Here is a 21,501-nt window from a genome sequence, read left to right as displayed (position 1 = left end):
CAAACTACAGACCGGTGGATCCACCGAATTCGTCGAGCGGTGTGGATATGTGATTGTTGTTTGTTTCCAATGCATTCCGAGTCGTGCTCGTGTCTCCCGTTTCCCGTCTCAGTCTGTTCACGTCCTTCTCGAGCGCACTGACTTCTGTCTCGAGGGCACTGATTTTGCGGTTCAACGCTTGGATGCTCGCCATGCAGACGCCGTTCGCGTCGACGGCGGAGATCCGGCGGGCGTTGGATCCCAAGCCGAAAATCGCCGCAAAGTCTTGCGCCATCGGACCCAGGTGACGGACCGACTTGTGGTCGAATCCGTAACTCCACGTACTTATTCGGAGTGCCGTCAACCGGTCGAGCACGTCCTGCGCGCTCGTCGGAACATCTACGCCGGTATGCACGCCACGTCGATGCGCGGCCCGTGCGAACACCCACTGCGCGGGGTGTCGCATCGCGGCGTTCACCCGAATACCGACCCGAGTGCCCAAAAATTCAGTGCGCTCGCCCTCGTCAGGCGGTGAGTTCACGTCGTGCGGTTTTGACGGTCTTGTCGCTCAGCAGAATTCCCGCTCCTGCGCCGAGCAGTCCGAGGCCGATTCCGACAGCGGCGCTGCCGAGGCCCAAAGCAATTCCCAACATGATTCCTCCAAAAATTGTGCGGTGAATTGAGGGGCCAGGTGTCCGACGAAAGTGCTGCCGACCTGCTCCGCGCTCATCTTTCACATTGCTCCGCCGTGCGGGCGATGACAACCCGTCTGGACCGAATTTCTCGTGGAAAACACAGGCGTGCAACACTGGGTGAAGAACTGCTGAGTCATCGGCGTCTTGTCGGCGCCGTACGGGCGGCAGTAATTGAGTAGCCATCGACCGATCTCTAACGCAGGTTTATCTGCGCGCGGCAACGATGACCAGGCAAAAGGGTGGCATGTGAACGAATCGAGCAGTGGCTTGTTTTCCGACCTCAGCGCGTCGGAGCCCGTTGTCGACGCAAAAAGCGCCGAGCAACTGGCTGCCGAGCGTGAAACTGCGGCAGCAGAACGCTCCAACACCGACACCGCTGAACAGCGGCAGTCGCAGCTGTTCAGCGGTTAAGCGCGTCAGGACTCCTTGATCACCGACAGAACATTGCCGGCGGGATCGGTGAACCAGGCGATGTCGGGGCCGTTGCCACGCATGATGCCTCGCGCATCCTGGGGGAATCCGTCGTATTTGAGAAACTCCACGCCACGTGCGGTCAGTTGGTCGACGGTTGTGTCGATGTCGTCGACGACGAAGTTGAGAATCGTGTAGGTCGCCGCTTCGTGATTCGGCTTCGGATAAACGAGGATCTCGGTTCCGCCGGCAAGATGTAGGCGAATCAGTCCCATGTCTCCGTCGGTTACCTTCAACCCGAGTGTTTCGCCGTAGAACTTCTTTGCAGAGTCGATGTCTGTCACCGAAAATCCGCTGAATGCTTTCGTGTCTGTAAGCATGACTATCTCCGTTCCCAGCGGTTGCCGGACTAGGTGGTTTGGGAATCCGTCATTCCGGATTCCATCTCGGCCCTGGCTTCCTCGCTGAACTCGATGATCTGAACGTAGTTTCCGTCGGGGTCGATCGCAGTGGCGAACAAACTGCCCCCGCGGTCTTCGAGTGGAGCGTGCCATTTTCCGCCGAGCGCATCGATGCGCTGTGCGATCGACCGGGCGTCGTCGGTTTCGACGTTGAGGAACATGCGACCCGGCTGGGGGTTGGTCTCGCCGACGTCGTCGCGTCTGTCGAGCATCACGTAGAAACCGTTGAAGTCGAGCACGTCGTAGCCGGGTTCGCCGGGAGTCCGGTCGACCTTCGGGGCGAACGCCTCGGCGTACCAGTCGCGCAAGCGTTCGGGGTCGGTGCTCGAGAGCAAAATGCTGCTGATGCTGGATCCGGACATGGGTCCTCCTGCTGTCGGTCGTTACTGTCGTCGGCAATCGAGGCTCTGGCCACATCACCTCCCAGATACAGACTTCCCGCAGCGGCGAAACTCATCGCGGCTCAGGTGTGTTCCGACACCAAGATCGCTGTCGTCCCGGGCTCGAGCGCCCGAAAGATGTGCTCCTCGTCGCCGGGATAAGCAAGATAGTCGCCCGGTCCGAGTTCGATCGGATTTGCAGTGGGCCCGACCTGCGCCCGTCCGGTGCCGATCACGACGTGTTCGGTGGTGCCGCGTGCATGCGGAGTCGAAATACGCGGCTCGCCCGGTTCGGCGACTATCCGATACAGATCGCGTCGTGCGTTCGGTGGGCTCGGCGCCAAGAGTGTCGCGATGTACGACGCGTTTGCCGACGCAATCGCGGGACCTTCTCCGGCTCGAATCAACTGAACGGTCTGTGCCTGAGAGTCGACGAGTTGTGAGAACGGCACGCCCAATGCGTTTCCGAGTGCCCACAGTGTTTCGAGGCTCGGATTTCCGAGTCCGGATTCGAGTTGGGAGAGTGTGGACTTGGCGATATCGGCGCGCCGGGCGACCTCCGAAAGGCTCAAGCCTGCTCGGGCACGTTCCCGTTTGAGTGCGACGGCGACCAGTTTCTGAGGAGTCTCCGCTGTATCCGTTTCATTACTGGGCATCGTTCGATTCTCCGATCGATCGTTCTACTTGACGAACGGTGTCACTTCGTTCAACATAGAATACATGCGTTCTTTATGGCGAACAGTTGATCGAGACACGGTTCGGGTGAGCGTGCTGATCTGTCTCTCCGTGGCCATCGTCGGTGTGTCCTACGGTGTGACGGCAGGATCGGCTGGATTCTCGTTGTGGCAGCTTTTGGCGTTGGCTGTACTCGTTCTGGGAGCGTCTTCGGAGTTCTTGTTCATCGGAATCATCGCAGCCGGAGGCAGTGCCACCGCTGCTGTTGTGGCGGGCTTGTTGATCAACTCCCGTAACTTCGCCTATGGGATGTCGGCAGGATCATTCCTCGGCAGGGATCGCTACAAAGATTCAGGCTGGCGCAGGGGCTCGGGCTGGCGCAAGTTGGTCGGCGCGCACCTGGTCAACGACGAAAGCGTCGCGGTCGCCATGGCGCAGGAATCGGTGGAGCGCAAGCGTGCGGCTTTTTGGTTCTGTGGAATCGGGATCGCGGTGTCGTGGCCGATCGGAGCTCTCCTGGGCGGGCTGCTCGGCAGCGTCGTCCGAGACCCCGGCGCGTTGGGATTGGATGCCGCGTTTCCGGTTGTCATTCTGGCCCTTGTCTTTCCTGCGCTGAAGGAGAAGGTGACGCTGCTTGCCGCCCTGATCGGTGCAGCAGTCGCGGTGGCCACGTCGCCGTTCCTGCCGCCCGGCACCGCGCCGCTCGTAGCGCTGCTGAGTATCGCGGTGACGATACCGTTCCGGGAGAAGGTTCGATGAATACCGCGTCGGTCTGGATCGGTATCGTCGTGTTCGCTTGCGGTTCTTACGCTTTGCGGGGAAGTGGCGTTCTGCTCCGCGCTCGGGTGAAGCTCTCCGGCTTCGCCGAGAAAACCCTCGATCGTGCTGTCGTGGTGCTGCTGCTCGCAGTGGTTGTGACATCGACGGTCTTCACCGGGCATGACGTTGCGGGGCCGGCGCGGATGCTCGGCATGGTGGCCGGAGGCATCTGCGCCTGGTTCAAGGCGCCGTTGGTGGTCGTGGTGATTGTCGCGGCCGGCACTACTGCAGTACTCCGACTGTCAGGAGTGTCGTAGAGCCGATTCGATGGGCGTTGAATCGGGGATCGAATTCAGGCGAGTGCGAATGCCGTCGATGAACAGGTCCAGGCCGAACTGGAAGCGCACTGTCGGATCGCCGTCGAGGAGGTCCTCGTCGGAACCGCCGCCGATCACCTCGGGGGAGTCGGGGGAAATGGGTGCTCTGGTCAGTGCCCCCATTTCTTCCATCTGCGCTCGGGACTGCTCGTCCACGGTATGGCCGAGTACGTAATACAGCAGGGCGTACGCCGCGAGTTGGGCGTGCTCGCGTGAGAGACCGGATTCTTGCCCGGCTTGTACGAAATGCTCGCGCACCTTGCTGCTTGTCATCCGGGAAGCGAAGGTGGCGCTGACCAACTCGGCGCCATCGCGGTGCGCCAGTAGGGCAGACCGAAGTCTGTGTGCCAGTTCGGAATACGCTTCTTGCCACGTGTCTGCGTCGACGGGGGCGTCGAGGTCTTCGAGGATCTTGTCGACGACCGCGCCGAGCAAGGTCTGCTTGTTCGGGAAGTGCCAGTACAGGGCGCCGGGTTGGACGCCTAGTGAGGTTGCGAGCCTGCGCATCGTGAGGTCGGCAAGTCCGAACTCGTCGAGTATTGCCATGGCGCCGTCCAGCACGTCGCCGCGTCGCAACTGCACTTGTCGTTCCCCTCGTTTCGTCCCGCTGTGGACCGCTCGCGATCGGATGTCGATCGGACCCGCCTTTGACAGTATTCCACCACGTCTCTAACGTGAACACCGTTCAACTTGTACGGTGTTCAATTTTGCTGGTTTCGAAGGAGACGTCTGTGACCCCGCCCCCGATTAGCACGGCCCCTGCGACGGTCGACATCCTCGACCAGGCGCGCGAGCAAGTTCTCGAAAGAGGAGTTGGCCTGACCGAAAGCCAGGTGCTCGACGTACTCCGACTCGACGACGACAGGCTCGAAGACCTGCTGGCTCTCGCCCACGATGTGCGTATGAAGTGGTGTGGACCGGAGGTCGAGGTCGAGGGCATCATCAGCCTGAAGACGGGCGGCTGCCCTGAGGACTGCCATTTCTGCTCGCAGTCCGGACTCTTCCAGTCGCCGGTTCGCGCGGCGTGGTTGGACATCCCGAGCTTGGTGGAAGCTGCCAAGCAGACTGCGAAGTCGGGCGCTACCGAGTTCTGCATCGTGGCCGCCGTCCGCGGACCCGACGCCCGGTTGCTCGCTCAGGTTGCCGCAGGCATCGAGGCGATCCGCAACGAGGTCGACATCCAGATCGCCTGCTCGCTCGGCATGCTCACCCAGGAGCAGGTCGACCAACTGGCCGCCATGGGTGTGCACCGGTACAACCACAACTTGGAAACTTCGAAGTCGCATTTCCCGAACGTCGTGACCACGCACTCGTGGGAAGAGCGGTGGAACACGCTTCGGATGGTTCGCGAAGCAGGCATGGAAGTGTGCTGCGGCGGAATCCTCGGCATGGGCGAATCCCTGGAGCAGCGCGCAGAATTCGCGGCCAACCTGGCTGAACTGGAGCCGGACGAGGTCCCGCTCAACTTCCTCAACCCGCGTCCGGGTACCCCGTTCGGTGATCTGGACGTGTTGCCCGCCAGCGAGGCGCTCAAGTCCGTGGCGGCATTCCGTCTCGCGCTGCCTCGCACGATCCTGCGCTTCGCGGGTGGACGCGAGATCACTCTCGGCGACCTGGGTGCCAAGCAGGGCATCCTCGGCGGAATCAACGCCGTGATCGTCGGCAACTATCTGACGACCCTCGGACGTCCCGCCGAGAAGGATCTGGATTTGTTGGTGGATCTGCAGATGCCGATCAAAGCACTGAACGACACTCTGTGAGCACTCCGGTGACCGAGGAGCGGTACAACCCGTTCACCGGGCGTCGGATCGTCGACGGCGTCGACGATCCGACGCCGACTGCGGCGTCGATGGGGCTCGAGCCTCCTCGCTTCTGCGAGCAGTGCGGGCGCCGCATGATCGTTCAGGTCAGCCCTGACGGATGGTGGGCGAAATGCTCCCGACACGGTGTCGTCGACTCGATCGACGTCGCCCGCAGGTAGCGTCACTCTGTGTGATCTCTCTTCGGCAGATTCGTCTGCGCACCGCGATCGTGATCGCCGCAACCATTGCGGGCGTGAGCGTGCTCGTCGGTGTGCTGTGGGCGTTCTTGGCTCCGGCCGAGCACCTGTTGGTGGTGTCCGAGGGGCGCGGCGTCGCGTTGACGGGTGAGAGCCTTCATCAGTTCGACGCGAGCGCCGTGTTCATCTGGCTGGCACTGATCGTCGGTGTGCTGTCGGCGGTGGCGGCCTGGTTGGCACGCCTGAGTCGAGGTCCTTATGCCCTGGGCGGGTTGATAGTCGGTTCAGTGGCAGGTACCGGACTGATGGCACTCGTGGGTTCGGGCGTGACAAAACTGCGTTTCCCCACGGCCGACAATCCGGCGGTCGGGGAGATCATTGCGCGGGCCCCGAACGTCGGAACTTTGCTCGTGCTTCTGTTTCAGCCGCTCGCGGCGTGCGTCGTGACATTGGTTCTTGCAGTGCTCAATCCGTACGACGACCTCGGGGTGGGGGACCACCCGGAATCCGGGGATCCGGAATCTGGGGATCCGGCCACCGACACCGAACAGGCCGAAGTCGAAAGCCAGCTGAAACTTCCGTAACTGTTGCGTCGCTACGCCGCAGAGGTCGACGAGCGCTTGGTTTCGGCTTTCATTCGCACGTCACCCAACAGTCGCCCGGAAATCAGCGCGCCCAACCGGCGGGTTGCGAAGCGAGTGCTGATCGAGGACACCCAGTTCGGCAGTCCCGATACGACGGTCGGCGGCGCGTAGCGTCGATCCAGTGCTCGGAAAGCGGTGTCCACCACCTGAGTTGCCGTCTGCATTCGCCCGACCGCCGCGTCTTCGGAGCCGACTACGTCGAAGAACTCGGTGCGCGTCGGACCGGGGCACACCGCCAATACAGTCAATCCGCTGCCGCGAGCTTCGGCCCAGAGTGCTTCGGTGAAGTTGAGTACGAACGCCTTGGACGCGCCGTAGACGGCCATGCCCGGTGTCGGCTGGAACGACGCTGTGCTGGCGATGTTGACCAGTGCTCCGCGGCCGGTGAGAAGGTCGGGCAGGAATGTGTGTGTCAGCTCGACCAGCGTGGCGATGTTGAGTTGAATTTCGGACGTGACGCGCTCGAGATCTTCGTCCACGAATGCCCCATGTGTTCCGAATCCGGCGTTGTTGATCAGCGAGTCGACGGTGATGCCACGGTTTGTCAGCTCCTGGTGCAGCGATGCACCGACGCCGGGTGCGGCCAGGTCGGCGGGCAGGACTGTCACGATGATGCCGTGGACGCCACGGAGTTCGGTGGCGAGTGCCTCGAGGCGGTCGGCCCGCCTGGCGACCAGAACCAGGTTTGCGCCGCGAGCGGCAAAGCGATGAGCGAATTCCACTCCGAGCCCAGCGCTGGCTCCGGTGATGAGGACGGTGGTTCCGGCTACGTCGATGGCCATGGTGGCTCCTTCGGTTCGGGTGATCCCAAATGTAGGCACTGACACCATAGTTGTCAATGACAACATTTTGATATGGTGCCACCATGCCCGCCCACGAACAGCCGTATCATCACGGCAGCCTGCGACAGGAACTCCTGGCGTCGGCCGAAGCAACACTCGAACGAGATGGCGTCGACAAGTTGTCGCTGAGGCAACTCGCGCGTGAGGCGGGCGTGAGCCACGCGGCTCCGGGCAAGCACTTTCGTGATCGCCAGGCTTTGCTCGATGCCTTGGCCGAAAGTGGATTCCATCGGATGACCGGTGCGCTCGAGCGGGCAGTCGCGGATGCTCCACCGACCGCGAGGGCCCGGTTCTCCTCGCTCGCCAATGCCTACGTGGATTTTGCGCTGGAGCATCCGGGCCTGCTCTCTCTGATGTACAGCAACAAGCATGCGCCGGGCGCCGCCGAAACTGTCGTCAACGCGGGGCACGCGACGATGGACCTGACCGTCCGGCTCGTGTCGGAAGCTCAGGCCGCAGGTGACATTGCCGCCGGTGATCCGGAAAGTATTGCGCTGGTTGCCTTTGCGACGTTCCACGGCGTCGCGACGCTTGCTGCGGGCGGAATGTTGGGCGACGTGCCGGTGGGCGAGGTGGTGAACGCGGCCTCGACGGTCTTCTGGGCGGGCCTTTCCAGGGCTGTCTGAGGTGGGGCGCGCAATTCCCCAGAGTTCTCACAGAACCAGCACAAGGGAAGCACAAGATTGCGGACTTACATAGGAGTCAAGAAGATTGATTCCGAGTGGAGGTTCGGCAATGAGTGTTTCAGAGATCGCCGCCAACAGGGGAGTTGTACTTGTCACGGACATCGGATTCGAGCACGGTGCGCGCACGGCCGCCGAGTTTCTCGACGCTGGTTGGAGCGTGGCAGTCACGGCGCGGACGGTCACCGAATTGGTTCGCGTCATGGCGGGAAAACCTGCCCATCGCTTCTTTGCGATTGTCGCCGATCCGACGGATCGTTGGCAGGCCGATCGGATTCTCGATCGGGTGACGACTCGGTTCGGTGTAATCAACCGGGTCATCGATCCGGCCGGCGCCGTGACCTCGGTGTGGCTGCAGCGCGGAAGTCTCGAAGCTGTTGCCTGACAGTGCGATCGGTGTCAGCTTGGCGGCCGTAGTGCGGCGAATTCGTCGGTGACCCGCAAGGTGGAGTCGGTGAAACGGTACAGGGCGGGTGGACGTCCACCCGACTTGCCGGACGGTGCGGTGTTGCCGGTGGGAGTCAGAACGCCTCGACGCCCCAGCACGCGTTGCAAGTTGGTGGCATCGACCTGGTAACCGAGGGCAGCGCAGTAGATTTCGCGCAGTGTCGACATCGCGAACTCTTCCGGGGCCAGCCCGAATGCGATGTTGGTGTACGAGAGTTTCGCGGCAAGTCGATTGCGCGCGTGCCGTACGACGGTTCCGTGGTCGAACGACATCTCCGGCAACTTCGAAACGGGGTGCCAGGCCGTGTCCGGTGGCAGTTGTGGGTCGGCGCTGAGGGGAACGAGTCCGAGGAAGGTCGACGCGATGCGGCGCGGACCCGGCACGCGCTGTGGATCACTGAAGACGGAGAGCTGTTCGAGGTGGGCGACCTTTCTTAGGTCGACCTTCTCGGCGAGGAGTCGTCGAGCGGAGGTCGTCAGGTCCTCGTCGTCGCGCAAAGTGCCCCCGGGCAGGGACCACGTGCCCTTCTGTGGGTTGAGTGCACGCTGCCACAGCAGCACGGCCAACTCTTCACGCCCTTGCGGGCAGTGATCGCCGTCACCTGCGGCGATGCTTGCGGGGAAGGTGCGAACTTGGAACACCGCTGCAAGCACTTCGTGGGTGGTGTTACTATTGGGCACGTTTTCGATCCTAAGTCGAAAACCTCGAATACGGAAATCCGGGCCAGCCCGTCCGGATTTGAACTGGGTGACGAGCCCGGGTTCACGGTGAAGGAGAACGCCATGACGACCACGACGTTATGGGAGGGATCGGCCTCGCAGATTCACGACGGCCCCGGCGGATACAACGGAGTCGAAGCGACCCCCGAGTGGGCCGCTGAGATCAAACGTCTGGCTCGCGAACGCGGCGCGACGATTCTTGCGCACAACTACCAGCTGCCTGCGATTCAGGACGTCGCCGATCATGTCGGTGACTCCCTGGCGCTGTCGCGAATCGCTGCCGAGGCGCCCGAGGACACGATTGTCTTCTGCGGTGTGCACTTCATGGCCGAGACCGCGAAGATCCTGTCGCCGTCCAAGACCGTGCTGATCCCGGACGAGAGAGCCGGCTGCTCTCTGGCCGACTCGATCAATGCCGAGCAGCTTCGTGAGTGGAAGGCCGACAACCCGAACGCGCTGGTGGTGTCGTACGTGAACACAACCGCAGAGGTGAAGGGTCTCACCGACATCTGCTGCACCTCGTCCAATGCCGTCGACGTGGTCAACTCGATCGATCCCGACCGCGAGGTTCTGTTCCTGCCGGACCAGTTCCTGGGAGCTCACGTCAAGCGCGTGACGGGCCGTACCAACATGCAGATCTGGGCTGGTGAGTGCCACGTGCACGCCGGCATCAACGGTGACGAGCTGACGGCCAAGTCCAAGTCGCACCCGGACGCCGAGCTGTTCGTGCACCCTGAATGTGGTTGCGCTACTTCGGCTCTGTACCTAGCCGGTGAAGGCGCGGTCCCCGCGGACAAGGTCAAGATTCTCTCCACCGGCGGAATGCTCGACGCGGCCCGCGTCACCAAGAGCAAGCAGGTTCTGGTCGCGACCGAGATCGGGATGCTGCACCAGTTGCGCAAGGCAGCGCCCGACGTCGATTTCCAGGCCGTCAACGACCGCGCGTCGTGCCCGTACATGAAGATGATCACGCCTGCCGCGTTGCTTCGCTGCCTTCTCGAGGGCAAGGACGAGGTCCACGTCGATCTCGAGATGGCCAAGCGTGCACAGAAGTCGGTGCAGCGCATGATCGAGATCGGTAATCCGGGCGGCGGCGAGTGACCAGCCCTGCCGGGCGTTTCGCCTGGGAGGCTCATGCCGACCTGGTCGTCGTGGGAGGCGGTGTCGCGGGCCTCACCGCTGCGCGCACCGCTTCTCTGCGGGGATTGAAAGTACTCACGGTCAGCAAGGGCGGTCCGACGGACACCGCGACTCAGTACGCGCAGGGCGGCATCGCGGTCGTCGACGATCTGAATACCGATTCCGTCGAGTCGCACGTTTCGGATACGTGTGAGGCCGGCGTCGGTTTGTGCGACGAGGAAGCCGTCTATTCCATCGTCGAAGCTGGTCACGACGCTGTTGCTGCGCTGGCCGCGTTGGGAGCGGTCTTCGATCGCGGGCGAGACGGCGAGGTGTCGCGCACCCGCGAGGGTGGGCACAGCACGCGTCGGATCATCCATGCCGGCGGCGACGCCACTGGCGCGGAAGTGCAGCGGGCTCTCAATGCTGCCGGGCTCCCCGTTCTGTTCGGTGCAGCGGCAGTCCAGGTGGTGACCAACCGGCGTGGGGCGTGCGGACTCATCGTCTCCTCGCCGGAAGGCCTCGGAGTGATCCATGCGCCCGCGGTGCTGCTCGCTACCGGCGGACTCGGTCAGCTGTATGCCTGCAGCACAAATCCGCCCGGAGCGACTGCCGACGGAATCGCGTTGGCACTCGAAGCCGGTGCGGCGATTGCGGACCTGGAGTTCGTTCAGTTCCATCCGACGGTGCTCTTCACTCCGGGCGGGGTAGGCCGCCGACCCCTGATCAGTGAGGCGGTCCGCGGCGAGGGCGCGATTCTTGTCGACACCAACGGTGATTCGGTCACCGCAGGTGTTCATCCGCTGGGTGATCTCGCCCCGCGTGACGTGGTCTCGAGGGCAATCGCAGCACGCCTACGCGATCTCGGCACTGATCACGTCTATCTCGACGCTCGCAAGCTCGACGGTTTCGATTCGAGATTCCCGACCATCACGGCGTCCTGCCTCGAAGCGGGCATCGATCCACGCACCCAATTAATTCCGGTCGCTCCGGCCGCGCACTATTCGTGCGGCGGAGTCGCCACCGACGTCCATGGACGAACGGGAGTGCCTGGTCTCTACGCAGCAGGCGAAGTGGCTCGCACGGGATTGCACGGCGCGAATCGTCTTGCGTCCAACAGCCTTCTCGAGGGTTTGGTAGTCGGGGAGCGTGCAGGAATCGCAGCTGCCGAGCGTCGCGAGGTTCATGCCGAAGTGGTCAACGTGGTGCGCAAGCCGATGCCGATCCTGCCGCGAGAGACCGTGCAGTCCGTCATGACGGCACACGCGTCGGTGGTTCGCGACGGAGGCGGTCTCCAGATTGCGCGAGCCGCGCTTGCCGACGCCGAACAGACAGTGGCGGTGGCTGCTCCGGACCTCGAAGACGCGGCGCTCACGTTGACCGCGACTGCATTGGTCGACGTGGCCGTGGCGCGAACCGAGAGCCGTGGCTGCCATACCCGCACCGACTATCCTGAAACAGATCCGAATCAGCGTCGCAGCACTCGGATCAAGATGGGTGCCGATGGAGCGCTCGAAATACCCGACATGTTGTTGACAGGAGTTCATTGATGACCGAGCAGAAGATCCTGCCCTCGCCGCTCGACCGTGACGAGCTGCTCACATTGGTCAGGCTCGCTCTGGACGAGGATCTGCGCTATGGACCCGACATCACTTCTACCGCAACGGTTCCCGCCGATGCGGTCGCGAAGGCGTCGGTCGTCTCACGCTCCTCGGGTACTGTCGCCGGCATCGACGTCGGACTGCTTGTTCTCGACGAGGTGATCGGCGCGGGTAACTACGAGGTCGTTGATCGGGTGGCCGACGGAACTCGGGTTGCGCCAGGTCAATCGGTGCTCACCGTTGTCGCGCCCACCCGCGGACTTCTCACGGCAGAGCGCACGATGCTCAACCTCGTCTGCCATCTCTCGGGAATCGCCACGGCGACATCACAGTGGGTCGACGCCATTGCCGGCACTCATGCCAAAGTGCGGGACAGCCGAAAGACGCTGCCCGGACTGCGTTCTCTGCAGAAATATGCAGTCCACGTGGGCGGAGGCGTCAACCACCGTATGGGATTGGGCGACGCGGCGTTGATCAAGGACAACCATGTTGCTGCTGCCGGTTCGGTGGTCGCAGCACTTCGTGCGGTCCGTGAGCTCGCCCCGGACATCGAGTGCGAAGTTGAGGTCGACAACCTCACTCAGCTCGATCAGGTGCTGGCGGAGAATGTGGAACTTGTTCTGCTGGACAACTTCCCGCTGTGGCAGACGCAGATCGCGGTCCAGCGCCGAGACGCTGTTGCTCCAGAAACCAAACTCGAGTCATCCGGTGGTCTCACCATCGACGTTGCCGCAGAGTACGCCCGAACCGGCGTCGACTACCTCGCTGTCGGTGCCTTGACGCACTCGGTGACGGTCCTCGACCTCGGGCTCGACATGTAGGTGTCGCTATTGCTCGGCGTCCAGCAGTTGCGGGACGGCCGAGCGAAGCGCGTTTGTCACGGTTGCGACCGCCGGGTGAGCGTCGGAGCCCGCTCGGTGTGCAATCTTCGTCCTTCGTCGAATGTGCATCGGCGTCAGGCGCACACCTAGCGGCGGATGGATTGCTCCGAGTTCAGGAACCAGCGAAACACCCTGTCCCGCAGCGACGAGGGCGAGAACGGTGGCGAATTCGTCGATGTGGTGTCGCACTTTCGGGGTGAATCCAGCTGCCTGGCATGCGCGAATAGTCATTGCATGACAAGCAGTTCCGGGAATTGCGGTAATCCAGGGACGTTCTACGCAGTCGGTCAGCGATGCGACAGCGTCGTGGGGATCTGACTCGATGTCACTCGATGCGAGGTACACGGCTTCGCTGCAGAGCGGCAATGTCGTCAGGCCCGGTTCGGTGGGGCGAGGGACGAAGTCGTAGTCGTGAATCAACGCCAAGTCCAGAGTCCCAGCTCGTAGGTCGTCGGCGACGTCCGCCGGGTCGATCTCCGAAACCATCGGTTCCAACCCGGGATGCTCGCGAGACAGGGCGATCAATGCCGCCGGGAGGATCGCCCGTGCCGCGGTCGGGAACGTTCCGATGCGCAGCGGCCCCGCCAGTCCACGACGTGCGTCGACCAATTCACCTGACGCCTGCTCCAGGCGTTGCAGGATGGCTTCGGCATGACGTGCGAGGTTCTCACCGGCGGGTGTGAGTCGGACGCGACGGCCTGTTCGTTCCAGCAGCGGCACGCCGGCTTCACGTTCGAGGACGGCCAACTGCTGCGACACCGCGGAGGGACTGAACGACAGCGCCTCGGCAACGGCAACGATGGTTCCGCGCAGCGCTAGTTCACGCAAGAGCTTCAGTCGGCGAACATCGAGCATCAGCTCAGCTTACGCTCGACGATGGAAATGCGAACTAGACCTACAAGGTTTGTTCGGTGAGGCTGAGTTCTATGACTACGACTCGAGTTGACCTGGCCGGAATCCATGTTCCACTGATCACGCCCTTCGAGAGCGACGGTCGTATTGCAACCGATGCACTCGAACAGCTTGCGCACCAGGTCCTCTCCGAGGGTGCGGTCGGACTCGTTGCGCTTGGGACTACAGCGGAAGCCGCAACACTCACCGAACAGGAGAGAGTGACCGTTCTGGATATCTGTGCGAATGTGTGCCGTGCGAGAGGTGCGACGTTGATCGTCGGCGCGGGCAGTAACGACACGGCGGGCAGTGCGCAGGCGCTCGGGAGGCTGGCTCGGTGGCCTGAGGTCTCGGCGGCCTTGGTGCCGGTTCCCTCCTTCACGAGGCCGTCGAAAGCCGGTGTGGTGGCGCATTTCGCGCATCTGCAGTCGTCGAGCCCAGTGCCGCTGATTGTCTATCACGTGCCGTACCGAACTGCGTGCGATCTGGACAGCGGCACTATGCAGGAGGTGGGTACTTTGCCCGGGGTTGTTGGTGTGAAGTATGCCGCGGGCGGTATCGACGCAGCTGCCGTCGAACTCTTCGCGGATCTTCCAGGCGACTTCGCCGTACTGGCGGGGGATGATCTATTTCTCGCGCCTCTTCTGGCCTTGGGTGCGGCCGGTGGCATCTTGGCGTCCGCTCATGTGTCGACCGCTGAGTTCGTCCGCTTGGTAAAAGCTTGGGACAGTGGCGATGTGGACGGCGCCCGTGACCTCGGGCGGAGTTTGTCGAAGCTGTCCGGAGCTCTGTTTTCCGAACCGAACCCGACTGTGATCAAGGGCGTATTGCATGCGTTGGGACAGATTCCGACTCCCCATGTGCGACTGCCGTTGCTACCTGCGGGTGACGAATCGGTAGCGCGGGCGCTCGAGGTCTACCACTCTTGACTCGAACGGGTGTTCGAGTATGATTTGAGGAGGGGATCGGGGGATTCAATGAGTGTCTTGTTGTCGGATGTGGTGTCGGGTTCTGCGGTGGGGTTACGCGGACGCCTGTGGCAGTTGACTGCTTCTGAGTTGCGTGCTGCTGCTGTCGAGGCGAGTGCGGAGATTCTGCGCCTGGAAGCTGTGCGTGTGGCTGTGGTGGACGAGTTGTCGTTGCGCCCGGATGATCAGGTGATTGCCAGCCGCGGAGTGGGTGCGTGGTTGGCGGCGAACACGATGCTGCAGGTTCGGGACGGGAAGAAGATCGCCGCGTTGGGTGCGGCTTTGCGGCCGTTTCCGGCGGTGGCGGCTCGGTTCGATTGCGGGGATTGCTCGTTCGAGCATGCGGTGTTGATCGTGGCGTTCTGCGAGTCACCGCCGAAGGGGATGCCGGAGGAGGCATTACCGAAGTGCATCGATTTGTTGTTGGCTGCTGCGTCGGGGGTGGAGGCGACGACGACGAAGGTGCGGAACGTGATCGCGACGTTGGAGCGAATTTTCGAATCGGATGAGATTCCGCCCGCCGAGGATGTCGATCTCAATGAGTTGCGGATCGCCTCGACCTTGAATGGTCGGGTGGTGGTGCGTGGGGATTTCGATGCCCTCAGCGGGGAAATGTTGTTGTCGGCGTTGTCGAATCTGACGATGCCGACCCCGGCACCGGACGGGACTCCCGATGCCCGGTCGGCGGCGAAGCGGACTGCGGATGGGTTCACGGAACTGATCCGGCGTTACCTGGACTGCGCGAGGACTGGTACCGATGGTGGTCAGCGTCCGCATGTGAATGTGCACATCAATGCTCGTGATTTGGCGGAGCATCGGGATTGTGCCGCACAGTCTTCGGATTCGGGTGATGACGGCTCACTGGAGCTGTCCGATCTTGATGTCGGGCACATGCCCTGGCTGGGACCGCTGTCGGTGTCGCAGACCAGGCTCCTCGGGTGTGATTGTTTCCTGTCGACCGTTCTGCTCGACGATCACGGCGCGCCCTTGGATGCGAAACCAGGAAAGAGGTTGGTCACCGCCGAACAACGGACTGCGTTGATTGCCCGCGACAGAGGCTGCGCGTTCCCGCGTTGCACATGCGTGCCCGCCTGGACTGATGCGCACCACATCCGGCACTGGGCGAACGGTGGCCCGACGGTGATGAACAACCTGGTGCTGCTGTGCCGTTCACATCACCGACTGATGCACCGCAAATCAGGGTTCGTCGGGAAATGGGCGATCCGAATAGGCGCCGACAACAAACCGTGGTTCATCCCGCCGCCCTCGATCGACCCCGGCCAGCACCCGCGACCGGCCAACACCACATTCAAAACCTGACTGAGTGGTGACACCCGTTCAGGCGCACAACTTCACGCCGATAGGCTTCAACTCGGAGATACACCCGGGTTGGGGCCTGGAGGCCGTGTTGTTGTGAACGGCTGCAGATATGGGGGAGGTCATATGGTTGTCGACGTTGTGCAAGCGGTCGAGACCGATGGGCCGGAGATTCTGGCGCTGCGGCACGCGGCAGAAGACTGGTTGGCAGAACGCGGAATCATCCAGTGGTGCCCGCGTGAAGTGTCTGTCGAGCAGGTCGGGGAGCAGATTTCGAGAGGGGAGTTCTTTGTTGCGCGAGACCGGGAACAGTCGAGGATTGTCGGTGCCCTGCGGTTGATCTGGTCAGACCCCGTGGTCTGGCCCAATTCGAACGATCCTGCCGGCTACGTGCACGGATTGGTTATCGATCGAGAATTCTCGGGCACCTCGTTGGGCGAACGCTTACTCGTCTGGGCCCATCGACGGTCCGCGCAGGAGAACGCGCAGTACCTGCGGCTCGATTGTGTAGAAACCAACGTGCGGTTGCGCCGCTATTACCGAGACGCGGGTTTCGCCGAGGTAGGGCGTCGTGACTTCGGAGACGATGCCGACAACGGGTGGTTCAGCGTCGTGCTGTTCGAGCGCTCCCTGACCTGAGCCATTCACAGCAACTTTCCAGCCGGCTCCCAGTGCCGCCAGGGTTGGAGACGCGATCGTTGGCAGGACAGTAACTCGTGAAGGGACTTCCTGATGACCGCCGTTCTGCATCCGGCCCCGCGTCAGCGGCCGGCACCAACTGCCCATCGCGCGGAGCCCTCGCCGTCGTGGTTCCGCACGCGCAGTACAGGATTGGCGCTGACGATCCTGTTGGCAGCAACGGCAGTCCTGTATTTGTGGAATCTGACCGCGAGTGGCTACGCCAACACCTTCTACGCTGCGGCGGCGCAGGCCGGCTCCCAGAATTGGAAAGCGTGGTTCTTCGGTTCCCTCGATACCTCGAATTTCATCACTGTCGACAAACCGCCCGCTTCATTGTGGGTGATGGGTGTGTCCGGACGAATCTTCGGATTCTCGAGTGCCAGTCTTCTAGTTCCGCAGGCGTTGATGGGCGTCGGATCAGTTGCGCTCGTGTATGCGGCCGTCAAACGAGTGGCGTCGCCCGCTGCGGGTTTGGTGGCGGGAGCTGTGTTGGCAGCTACGCCCGCTGCCGCCCTGATGTTCAAGTTCGACAATCCTGATGCACTGTTGGTTCTGCTCATGACTCTTGCCGGCTACTTCGTGATTCGGGCTATGGGCACGGCGATCGGTCGTCGAGCCGCGATGTGGGTGGCGCTCGCAGGAGTAGCGCTGGGGTTTGCCTTTCTCACCAAGATGCTGCAAGGGCTGATGGTGTTGCCTGCATTCGGTGCCGCGTATTTGATCGCCGGACAGGTGCGCTTGCGGACTCGCCTGGTCCACCTGGTGATCGGTGCTGCGTCCGTTGTCATATCGGCTGGGTGGTGGGTGTTGGCAGTGTGGCTGTGGCCCGCTGATTCTCGCCCGTACATCGGCGGATCGACCAACAACAGCGTCATGGACTTGGTACTGGGATACAACGGATTGGGTCGACTTTTCGGGAGCACCGGTGGCGGTGGCGGAATGGCCGGTGGCAGTGCAGGTTCGAGCTTCGGGGGAAGTGCCGGACTCGAACGGCTGTTCGGCAGCGAGATGGGTATCCAGATTTCCTGGCTTATTCCTGCGGCTTTGATTGCGTTGGTGTTCGGCTTACTCGCCTGTGGGCGCGCACCGCGCACAGATCTTGTCCGTGCGTCGTTGATCCTTTGGGGTGGCTGGTTTCTCGTTACCGGCCTGATCTTCAGCTACATGTCCGGCACGATCCACCCCTATTACACAGTTGCGCTGGCGCCCGCCGTCGCGGGGATGATCGGGACCGGTGGATACGCTCTGTGGTTGGTCCGTGCCCGTTGGATCGGACGTTGCGGCTTGGCTGCGACGATGCTGGCCGCAGGAATCTGGAGTTGGGTGTTGTTGCACCGCAATGCCGACTGGCTGCCGATGCTGAAGTGGATTCTGTTGGCGGGCACTGTCGTCGGCGCGATCCTGGTTCTCGTGGGAGCCAAGGATCGATTCCGCAAGCTCGCTGTCGCTGGATTAATTCTTGGATCGTTGGCAGGGATAACCGGTTCTGCGTCTTACGCGATTGCCACTGCCGCAACAGCGCACGGCGGATCCATCCCGACGGCCGGACCAACCGGCGCCGTGTCCGACTCCGGAATGGGCGGGGGAGGAGGTATGGGTGGGGGCCCAGAGCTGCAAAACGGTGACGCTCCGCCGAATTCTTCTGACGCGACTGTAAATCCGGCGTCGAACGGGCAAGAACTGAGTAGCGGCAGCGAAAGTACTTCCGAGTTGACGGCAATGCTGGTCAATGCGGGCACCACGTGGTCGGCCGCGACCAACGGCTCGCAAAGCGCAGCAACCTACGAGTTGGCCAGCAATACCGCGGTGATGGCGATCGGCGGTTGGAGTTCCGATCCCGCACCGACATTGGATCAATTCATCCAGTACGTGGCAGACGGAAAAATTCACTACTACATTGCCGGTGGCCAGGGCGGAAGCCAGCGAGAGGGCCAAAGCGGGGACAGCACGTCGAGTGTCATCCAGGAATGGGTCGAAGCGAATTTCACGTCGACAACGGTGGGAAATTCCACGATCTACGACCTCAGCGGGTATGTCGGATAGCGACGTAGTTGTTGTGGTAGGCAATGATCGAGAAATGTCTGGGCGCACCGCACACGAGTCGAACCGTCGCCGCGAGCAATGGACCTGGCGTGACGGGCTGGTGATCGTCTCGATCGTCGCCTTGGGAACTGTTGTCGCGGCGGTGACGAACGAAGACACGGGCACGTCGATTCCCGGCTGCGATTCGGTGGCATCGCCGGGTCCGCCGGTGCGTATCAACTACGGTTTTGCCGGTGAGCCCGGCTATGACGACCCGGACTATCCATGGTTCTCGGGACCGAAGGCCACCGCCATGAGCGACGCACTACTCGAATCGCTGCCTTCCGATGTCGACGTTGCATTTGCGAGTCCATCGAAATCGCTCGAGTTTGCGCCGATCCAGAATTACCGGGGTGCCTCGTTTCCTGACGGGGTCGACCCGATCGAGTTCAGCGGTTCTACGTCGGCGAAGGGAACCTTGACTCGCGTCGGGCGGACTGCGGATATCTCGGTTCAGGTGCGTGCATGGGATCAGCCGGTGCCGCCATGCTTGGAGGGTCTGGTGGATCGGCGGGAGCATCTCGAAAACGGAACAGTGCTCGACATCGCCGATTTCGAGGACAGAGCCGATTTCGAAGACAAAGACGGTTCGGAAGTCGGGGGCGAGCGCGGAGTCGTCGCGTATCTCGGTGATGGATCCCGGGTTGTTGCCAGCGTCGACACGTCGACCGGAACTTCGTCGGATGCTTCCCCGCTCTTGACGATGGACGAACTGATCGCGTTAGCGACCGCGCCGGGGCTTGCGGTGACTGCGCAGGTTCCAGACTCGACGCCGCCGCCGATGGCATCCTGCTACACCGATTCTGTGAATGCCGGTCCACCTGCGTCGCGCATGGATATCGACCGACTGAATCAGTTGCTCGATGCACGTTGGAAGGATCTCGGCGCGGCAGGCGTCACTTTGGAGCGCCCGCTCGGTTCGTTGGTTCCAGATGATTACGGACAGGGAGGAGTGTGCGAGCGGATCGTCGCCTCGACAGCGGACGGCAGCAGCGATGTCGAAATATCAGTTGGTACCGCTGTGCCGGAACCGGGTGAGACACTGACGTTGCCAGGCTCCACCACCGTGACTCGCCTGGTCGATCCCGATGGCTCGGGCGATGACACGGTCCGAGTTGTTCACCCCTCCGGCGAAACAGTAGTGGTGACCCAGTTCGTGTCATCGGCGGGCTCCACATCGGCGTCGCCTTTGACGATCGAACAGCTCGAGTTCATCGCAACCACTCCAGGGCTGGTGATTTCGGCTCGGTGACGGTGGTGCTGGCACAATAGTGGCGAATTGTTCGTACCCAGAGACGTCGGAGGCTCAACGAATGGGCGATGCCAGCCCTGCTCGCGGTGACGACTTCTCCACGTGGTTCATCGATCAGTTCTCCGTGTACTGGCAGTCCGGCGGTGGGGCCCGCATCGAAGGACGTATTGCGGGCTATCTGCTGATCAGCGAGTCGCCAGGGGTCAGCGCCGAAGAGTTGGCGCAGGCACTCGGAGCAAGTCGCGGATCGGTGTCCACCTACATTCGTCGGTTGATCGAACGGGGGTTCGTCAAGCTCACGCGCAAGCCTCGGGATCGGACTCACTACTACGTCATGGATTCCGACGTGTGGGGCGGATTCCTCGAAACAGAGCACGTGTATCTCGAGAATCAACGCAAGCTTGCGACCGAGGCCCTGCAGTACGCAAATCCCAACGGTCCCGCGTACATTCGTGTGCTCAACATGCGCGATTACATGGGGTGGATCATCGACAATCGCATGCTGAGCAGTGAGTGGATGCGATTCAAAGCTGAACGCGACGGCAAGAAACCCGCGTCCGAATAGGACGCGGATTTCTCGATCGCACGATGCTGATCTACATCACTTGTTCAGCTTCGCGATTGCCTCGTCGATCATCGGCACGTAGCGCTCGAGCGACCAGGGCACGGTCAGAGGGTTGATCATCGAGGAACCGGTGACGAAGGGCTGTTCGGTCGGAGCGATGACAGTTCCCCGAGCCACAGCGGGGATTGCCTGGTAAGCGGGCTGCGCTTCGATCTCGGCCCGATTGGCCGGGTCCGAGTAGAAGGTGAAGAGCAGGTCGGACTTGTCGAGGAGGTTTGCGTTCTCGAGGCCGATGACGGCGGAGTCTGTTCCTTCGGATTCCGTCAAGGTGTAGACGACGGGATCCACCTGCAGGCCAAGTGCGCGGACCATGGCCACACGCTGCTCTTCGGCGAAAAAGACGCCGAGGGTTCCTGGGCCCGTGTTGTAGATGAAAGAGAAGCTGACGTCGGCGTAGTTCGGATGTGCTGCAGTCGATTCCGCGAACTGCGACTTGATCTTGTCGATTTCGGCTGTCGCCTTCTCGGATTCGCCCATGGCTTTGCCGATGACGTTGATCTGGTCTTCCCACGTGATGGTCCAGGGGCTCTCGGCGTAGGCGACGGTCGGCGCGAACGCGTTGAGTGAGTCGAACTGCTGCTGTGTGATGCCGGACCAGGGGGCGAGGATCAGGTCGGGTTCGAGAGCGATGATCGCCTCGATGTTGAGATCGGTTCCGCCGGTGAACTGCTCTGGCAGTTCGCCACCTTGCTTCGTGACCGCTTCGTGGACCCACGGCAGATACCCGGTGTCGTCGCTGCCCCATGCGTACTTTTCGACGCCGACGGGGATCGTGCCGAGCGCTATTACGGTCTCCGCCGACCCCATGCCGAGAGTCACGATTCGCTCGGGCTTTTCGGTGATGACGGCGTTTCCGAGCGCACTTTCGATGGTGACGGTTTCGAAGTCGCTGCTGCTCGATTCGGTTGCGGTGTCGTTGTTACTGCATCCGCCGATTACCAGGGCGGCAATGACCAATCCACTCAGCGCCACAGTTCGGCGAAGTGAGCGCACACGGGCGTATCGCATGGGG

General features: G+C 62.2%; 27 protein-coding genes. 17 read left to right on the top strand and 10 right to left on the bottom strand.

Annotated features, from left to right (window positions below):
• Positions 1-4: 4 nt before the first annotated feature.
• Both G9U53_RS13660 and G9U53_RS33940 read right to left on the bottom strand, forming a co-directional pair.
• Complete coding sequence (locus G9U53_RS13660; RefSeq protein ID WP_007733103.1) at positions 5-445, bottom strand: tail fiber domain-containing protein; 441 nt, start codon at positions 443-445, stop codon at positions 5-7.
• A 58-nt stretch (positions 446-503) separates the two neighbouring features.
• Positions 504-632, bottom strand: coding sequence for a hypothetical protein (locus tag G9U53_RS33940; RefSeq protein WP_003941742.1), 129 nt, complete (start codon positions 630-632; stop codon positions 504-506).
• Positions 633-920: 288 nt separating this feature from the next.
• Here G9U53_RS33940 and G9U53_RS13655 point away from each other — a divergent pair, with 288 nt between their 5' ends.
• Positions 921-1,085: a hypothetical protein gene (locus G9U53_RS13655; protein WP_003941708.1), complete on the top strand. Its 165-nt coding sequence runs from the start codon at positions 921-923 to the stop codon at positions 1,083-1,085.
• Between the two features lie 5 nt (positions 1,086-1,090).
• Here the strand turns inward: G9U53_RS13655 and G9U53_RS13650 are convergent, their stop codons facing one another.
• The 3 genes from G9U53_RS13650 to G9U53_RS13640 all read right to left on the bottom strand — a co-directional run bounded on the left by G9U53_RS13650 (position 1,091) and on the right by G9U53_RS13640 (position 2,582).
• The gene (locus G9U53_RS13650; RefSeq protein ID WP_030537100.1) at positions 1,091-1,465 is read right to left on the bottom strand and encodes a VOC family protein; all 375 of its coding nucleotides are present in this window, start codon (positions 1,463-1,465) and stop codon (positions 1,091-1,093) included.
• A gap of 29 nt (positions 1,466-1,494) precedes the next feature.
• Positions 1,495-1,908: a VOC family protein gene (locus G9U53_RS13645; protein ID WP_030537099.1), complete on the bottom strand. Its 414-nt coding sequence runs from the start codon at positions 1,906-1,908 to the stop codon at positions 1,495-1,497.
• Positions 1,909-2,009: 101 nt separating this feature from the next.
• Positions 2,010-2,582 (bottom strand): XRE family transcriptional regulator, encoded by a 573-nt coding sequence (locus G9U53_RS13640; RefSeq protein ID WP_047270126.1) that lies wholly within the window; start codon positions 2,580-2,582, stop codon positions 2,010-2,012.
• A gap of 64 nt (positions 2,583-2,646) precedes the next feature.
• On the opposite strand from G9U53_RS13640, the gene G9U53_RS13635 reads away from it, so the two are divergent.
• A complete protein-coding gene (locus G9U53_RS13635; protein WP_064444274.1) occupies positions 2,647-3,360 on the top strand; it encodes an AzlC family ABC transporter permease in 714 nt (237 codons plus the stop codon).
• Entirely contained in the window at positions 3,357-3,677 is a 321-nt protein-coding gene (locus G9U53_RS13630; protein ID WP_165638786.1) for an AzlD domain-containing protein, read from the top strand. Before G9U53_RS13635 ends, G9U53_RS13630 begins: the two co-directional genes overlap by 4 nt.
• Here G9U53_RS13630 and G9U53_RS13625 read toward each other — a convergent pair.
• Positions 3,663-4,319 carry a TetR/AcrR family transcriptional regulator C-terminal domain-containing protein gene (locus G9U53_RS13625; protein ID WP_003941670.1) on the bottom strand — a complete coding sequence of 219 codons (657 nt, stop codon included), beginning with the start codon at positions 4,317-4,319 and terminating at the stop codon, positions 3,663-3,665. The genes G9U53_RS13630 and G9U53_RS13625 overlap by 15 nt on opposite strands.
• A 164-nt stretch (positions 4,320-4,483) precedes the next feature.
• Between G9U53_RS13625 and bioB the strand changes: the two genes are divergently transcribed.
• Genes bioB through G9U53_RS13610 form a run of 3 tightly spaced genes read left to right on the top strand, consistent with a single transcriptional unit; the run spans position 4,484 to position 6,320 of the window.
• On the top strand, positions 4,484-5,497 hold the full coding sequence (gene bioB / locus G9U53_RS13620; protein ID WP_024487821.1) for a biotin synthase BioB: 1,014 nt from the start codon (positions 4,484-4,486) through the stop codon (positions 5,495-5,497).
• Positions 5,494-5,718: a hypothetical protein gene (locus G9U53_RS13615; RefSeq protein WP_003941741.1), complete on the top strand. Its 225-nt coding sequence runs from the start codon at positions 5,494-5,496 to the stop codon at positions 5,716-5,718. Before bioB ends, G9U53_RS13615 begins: the two co-directional genes overlap by 4 nt.
• An 11-nt stretch (positions 5,719-5,729) precedes the next feature.
• Entirely contained in the window at positions 5,730-6,320 is a 591-nt protein-coding gene (locus tag G9U53_RS13610) for a DUF2567 domain-containing protein (protein ID WP_165638785.1), read from the top strand.
• A gap of 11 nt (positions 6,321-6,331) precedes the next feature.
• On the opposite strand, the gene G9U53_RS13605 is transcribed toward G9U53_RS13610, so the two are convergent.
• Positions 6,332-7,162 (bottom strand): SDR family oxidoreductase, encoded by an 831-nt coding sequence (locus G9U53_RS13605; RefSeq protein WP_047270127.1) that lies wholly within the window; start codon positions 7,160-7,162, stop codon positions 6,332-6,334.
• An 83-nt stretch (positions 7,163-7,245) separates the two neighbouring features.
• On the opposite strand from G9U53_RS13605, the gene G9U53_RS13600 reads away from it, so the two are divergent.
• Entirely contained in the window at positions 7,246-7,848 is a 603-nt protein-coding gene (locus G9U53_RS13600; RefSeq protein WP_007733070.1) for a TetR/AcrR family transcriptional regulator, read from the top strand.
• A gap of 109 nt (positions 7,849-7,957) precedes the next feature.
• Complete coding sequence (locus G9U53_RS13595) at positions 7,958-8,290, top strand: short-chain dehydrogenase (protein ID WP_050655334.1); 333 nt, start codon at positions 7,958-7,960, stop codon at positions 8,288-8,290.
• A 14-nt stretch (positions 8,291-8,304) separates the two neighbouring features.
• Here G9U53_RS13595 and G9U53_RS13590 read toward each other — a convergent pair whose 3' ends face one another.
• Complete coding sequence (locus G9U53_RS13590; RefSeq protein WP_007733069.1) at positions 8,305-9,033, bottom strand: NUDIX domain-containing protein; 729 nt, start codon at positions 9,031-9,033, stop codon at positions 8,305-8,307.
• Between the two features lie 102 nt (positions 9,034-9,135).
• On the opposite strand from G9U53_RS13590, the gene nadA reads away from it, so the two are divergent.
• The 3 genes from nadA to nadC are packed head-to-tail and all read left to right on the top strand — an operon-like array spanning position 9,136 to position 12,613.
• Positions 9,136-10,173: a quinolinate synthase NadA gene (gene nadA / locus G9U53_RS13585; protein ID WP_003941702.1), complete on the top strand. Its 1,038-nt coding sequence runs from the start codon at positions 9,136-9,138 to the stop codon at positions 10,171-10,173.
• A complete protein-coding gene (locus G9U53_RS13580) occupies positions 10,170-11,741 on the top strand; it encodes an L-aspartate oxidase (protein WP_165638784.1) in 1,572 nt (523 codons plus the stop codon). The genes nadA and G9U53_RS13580 overlap by 4 nt, the downstream gene beginning before the upstream one ends.
• On the top strand, positions 11,741-12,613 hold the full coding sequence (gene nadC, locus G9U53_RS13575) for a carboxylating nicotinate-nucleotide diphosphorylase (RefSeq protein WP_054781898.1): 873 nt from the start codon (positions 11,741-11,743) through the stop codon (positions 12,611-12,613). Before G9U53_RS13580 ends, nadC begins: the two co-directional genes overlap by 1 nt.
• Positions 12,614-12,619: 6 nt before the next feature.
• Here the strand turns inward: nadC and G9U53_RS13570 are convergent, their stop codons facing one another.
• Complete coding sequence (locus G9U53_RS13570; RefSeq protein ID WP_070160579.1) at positions 12,620-13,528, bottom strand: LysR substrate-binding domain-containing protein; 909 nt, start codon at positions 13,526-13,528, stop codon at positions 12,620-12,622.
• Positions 13,529-13,599: 71 nt separating this feature from the next.
• Here G9U53_RS13570 and G9U53_RS13565 point away from each other — a divergent pair, with 71 nt between their 5' ends.
• From G9U53_RS13565 to G9U53_RS13540, 6 genes are all read left to right on the top strand, one after another.
• Positions 13,600-14,493, top strand: coding sequence for a dihydrodipicolinate synthase family protein (locus G9U53_RS13565; protein ID WP_083058744.1), 894 nt, complete (start codon positions 13,600-13,602; stop codon positions 14,491-14,493).
• Between the two features lie 48 nt (positions 14,494-14,541).
• The gene (locus G9U53_RS13560; RefSeq protein ID WP_083058741.1) at positions 14,542-15,852 is read left to right on the top strand and encodes an HNH endonuclease signature motif containing protein; all 1,311 of its coding nucleotides are present in this window, start codon (positions 14,542-14,544) and stop codon (positions 15,850-15,852) included.
• Between the two features lie 123 nt (positions 15,853-15,975).
• Complete coding sequence (locus G9U53_RS13555) at positions 15,976-16,488, top strand: GNAT family N-acetyltransferase (RefSeq protein WP_165638783.1); 513 nt, start codon at positions 15,976-15,978, stop codon at positions 16,486-16,488.
• Positions 16,489-16,581: 93 nt separating this feature from the next.
• A complete protein-coding gene (locus G9U53_RS13550) occupies positions 16,582-18,573 on the top strand; it encodes a glycosyltransferase family 39 protein (RefSeq protein ID WP_083058739.1) in 1,992 nt (663 codons plus the stop codon).
• Positions 18,574-18,607: 34 nt separating this feature from the next.
• A complete protein-coding gene (locus tag G9U53_RS13545) occupies positions 18,608-19,864 on the top strand; it encodes a hypothetical protein (protein WP_083058735.1) in 1,257 nt (418 codons plus the stop codon).
• A 61-nt stretch (positions 19,865-19,925) separates the two neighbouring features.
• Positions 19,926-20,429 (top strand): MarR family transcriptional regulator, encoded by a 504-nt coding sequence (locus tag G9U53_RS13540; protein ID WP_063316119.1) that lies wholly within the window; start codon positions 19,926-19,928, stop codon positions 20,427-20,429.
• Positions 20,430-20,465: 36 nt separating this feature from the next.
• Here G9U53_RS13540 and G9U53_RS13535 read toward each other — a convergent pair whose 3' ends face one another.
• Positions 20,466-21,497, bottom strand: coding sequence for an iron-siderophore ABC transporter substrate-binding protein (locus G9U53_RS13535; protein WP_007732282.1), 1,032 nt, complete (start codon positions 21,495-21,497; stop codon positions 20,466-20,468).
• Positions 21,498-21,501: the final 4 nt, after the last annotated feature.

Source organism: Rhodococcus sp. D-46 (assembly GCF_011290655.1).
GTDB lineage: Bacteria > Actinomycetota > Actinomycetes > Mycobacteriales > Mycobacteriaceae > Rhodococcus_F > Rhodococcus_F qingshengii.
This window is presented reverse-complemented; position numbering and strand designations above follow the sequence as displayed.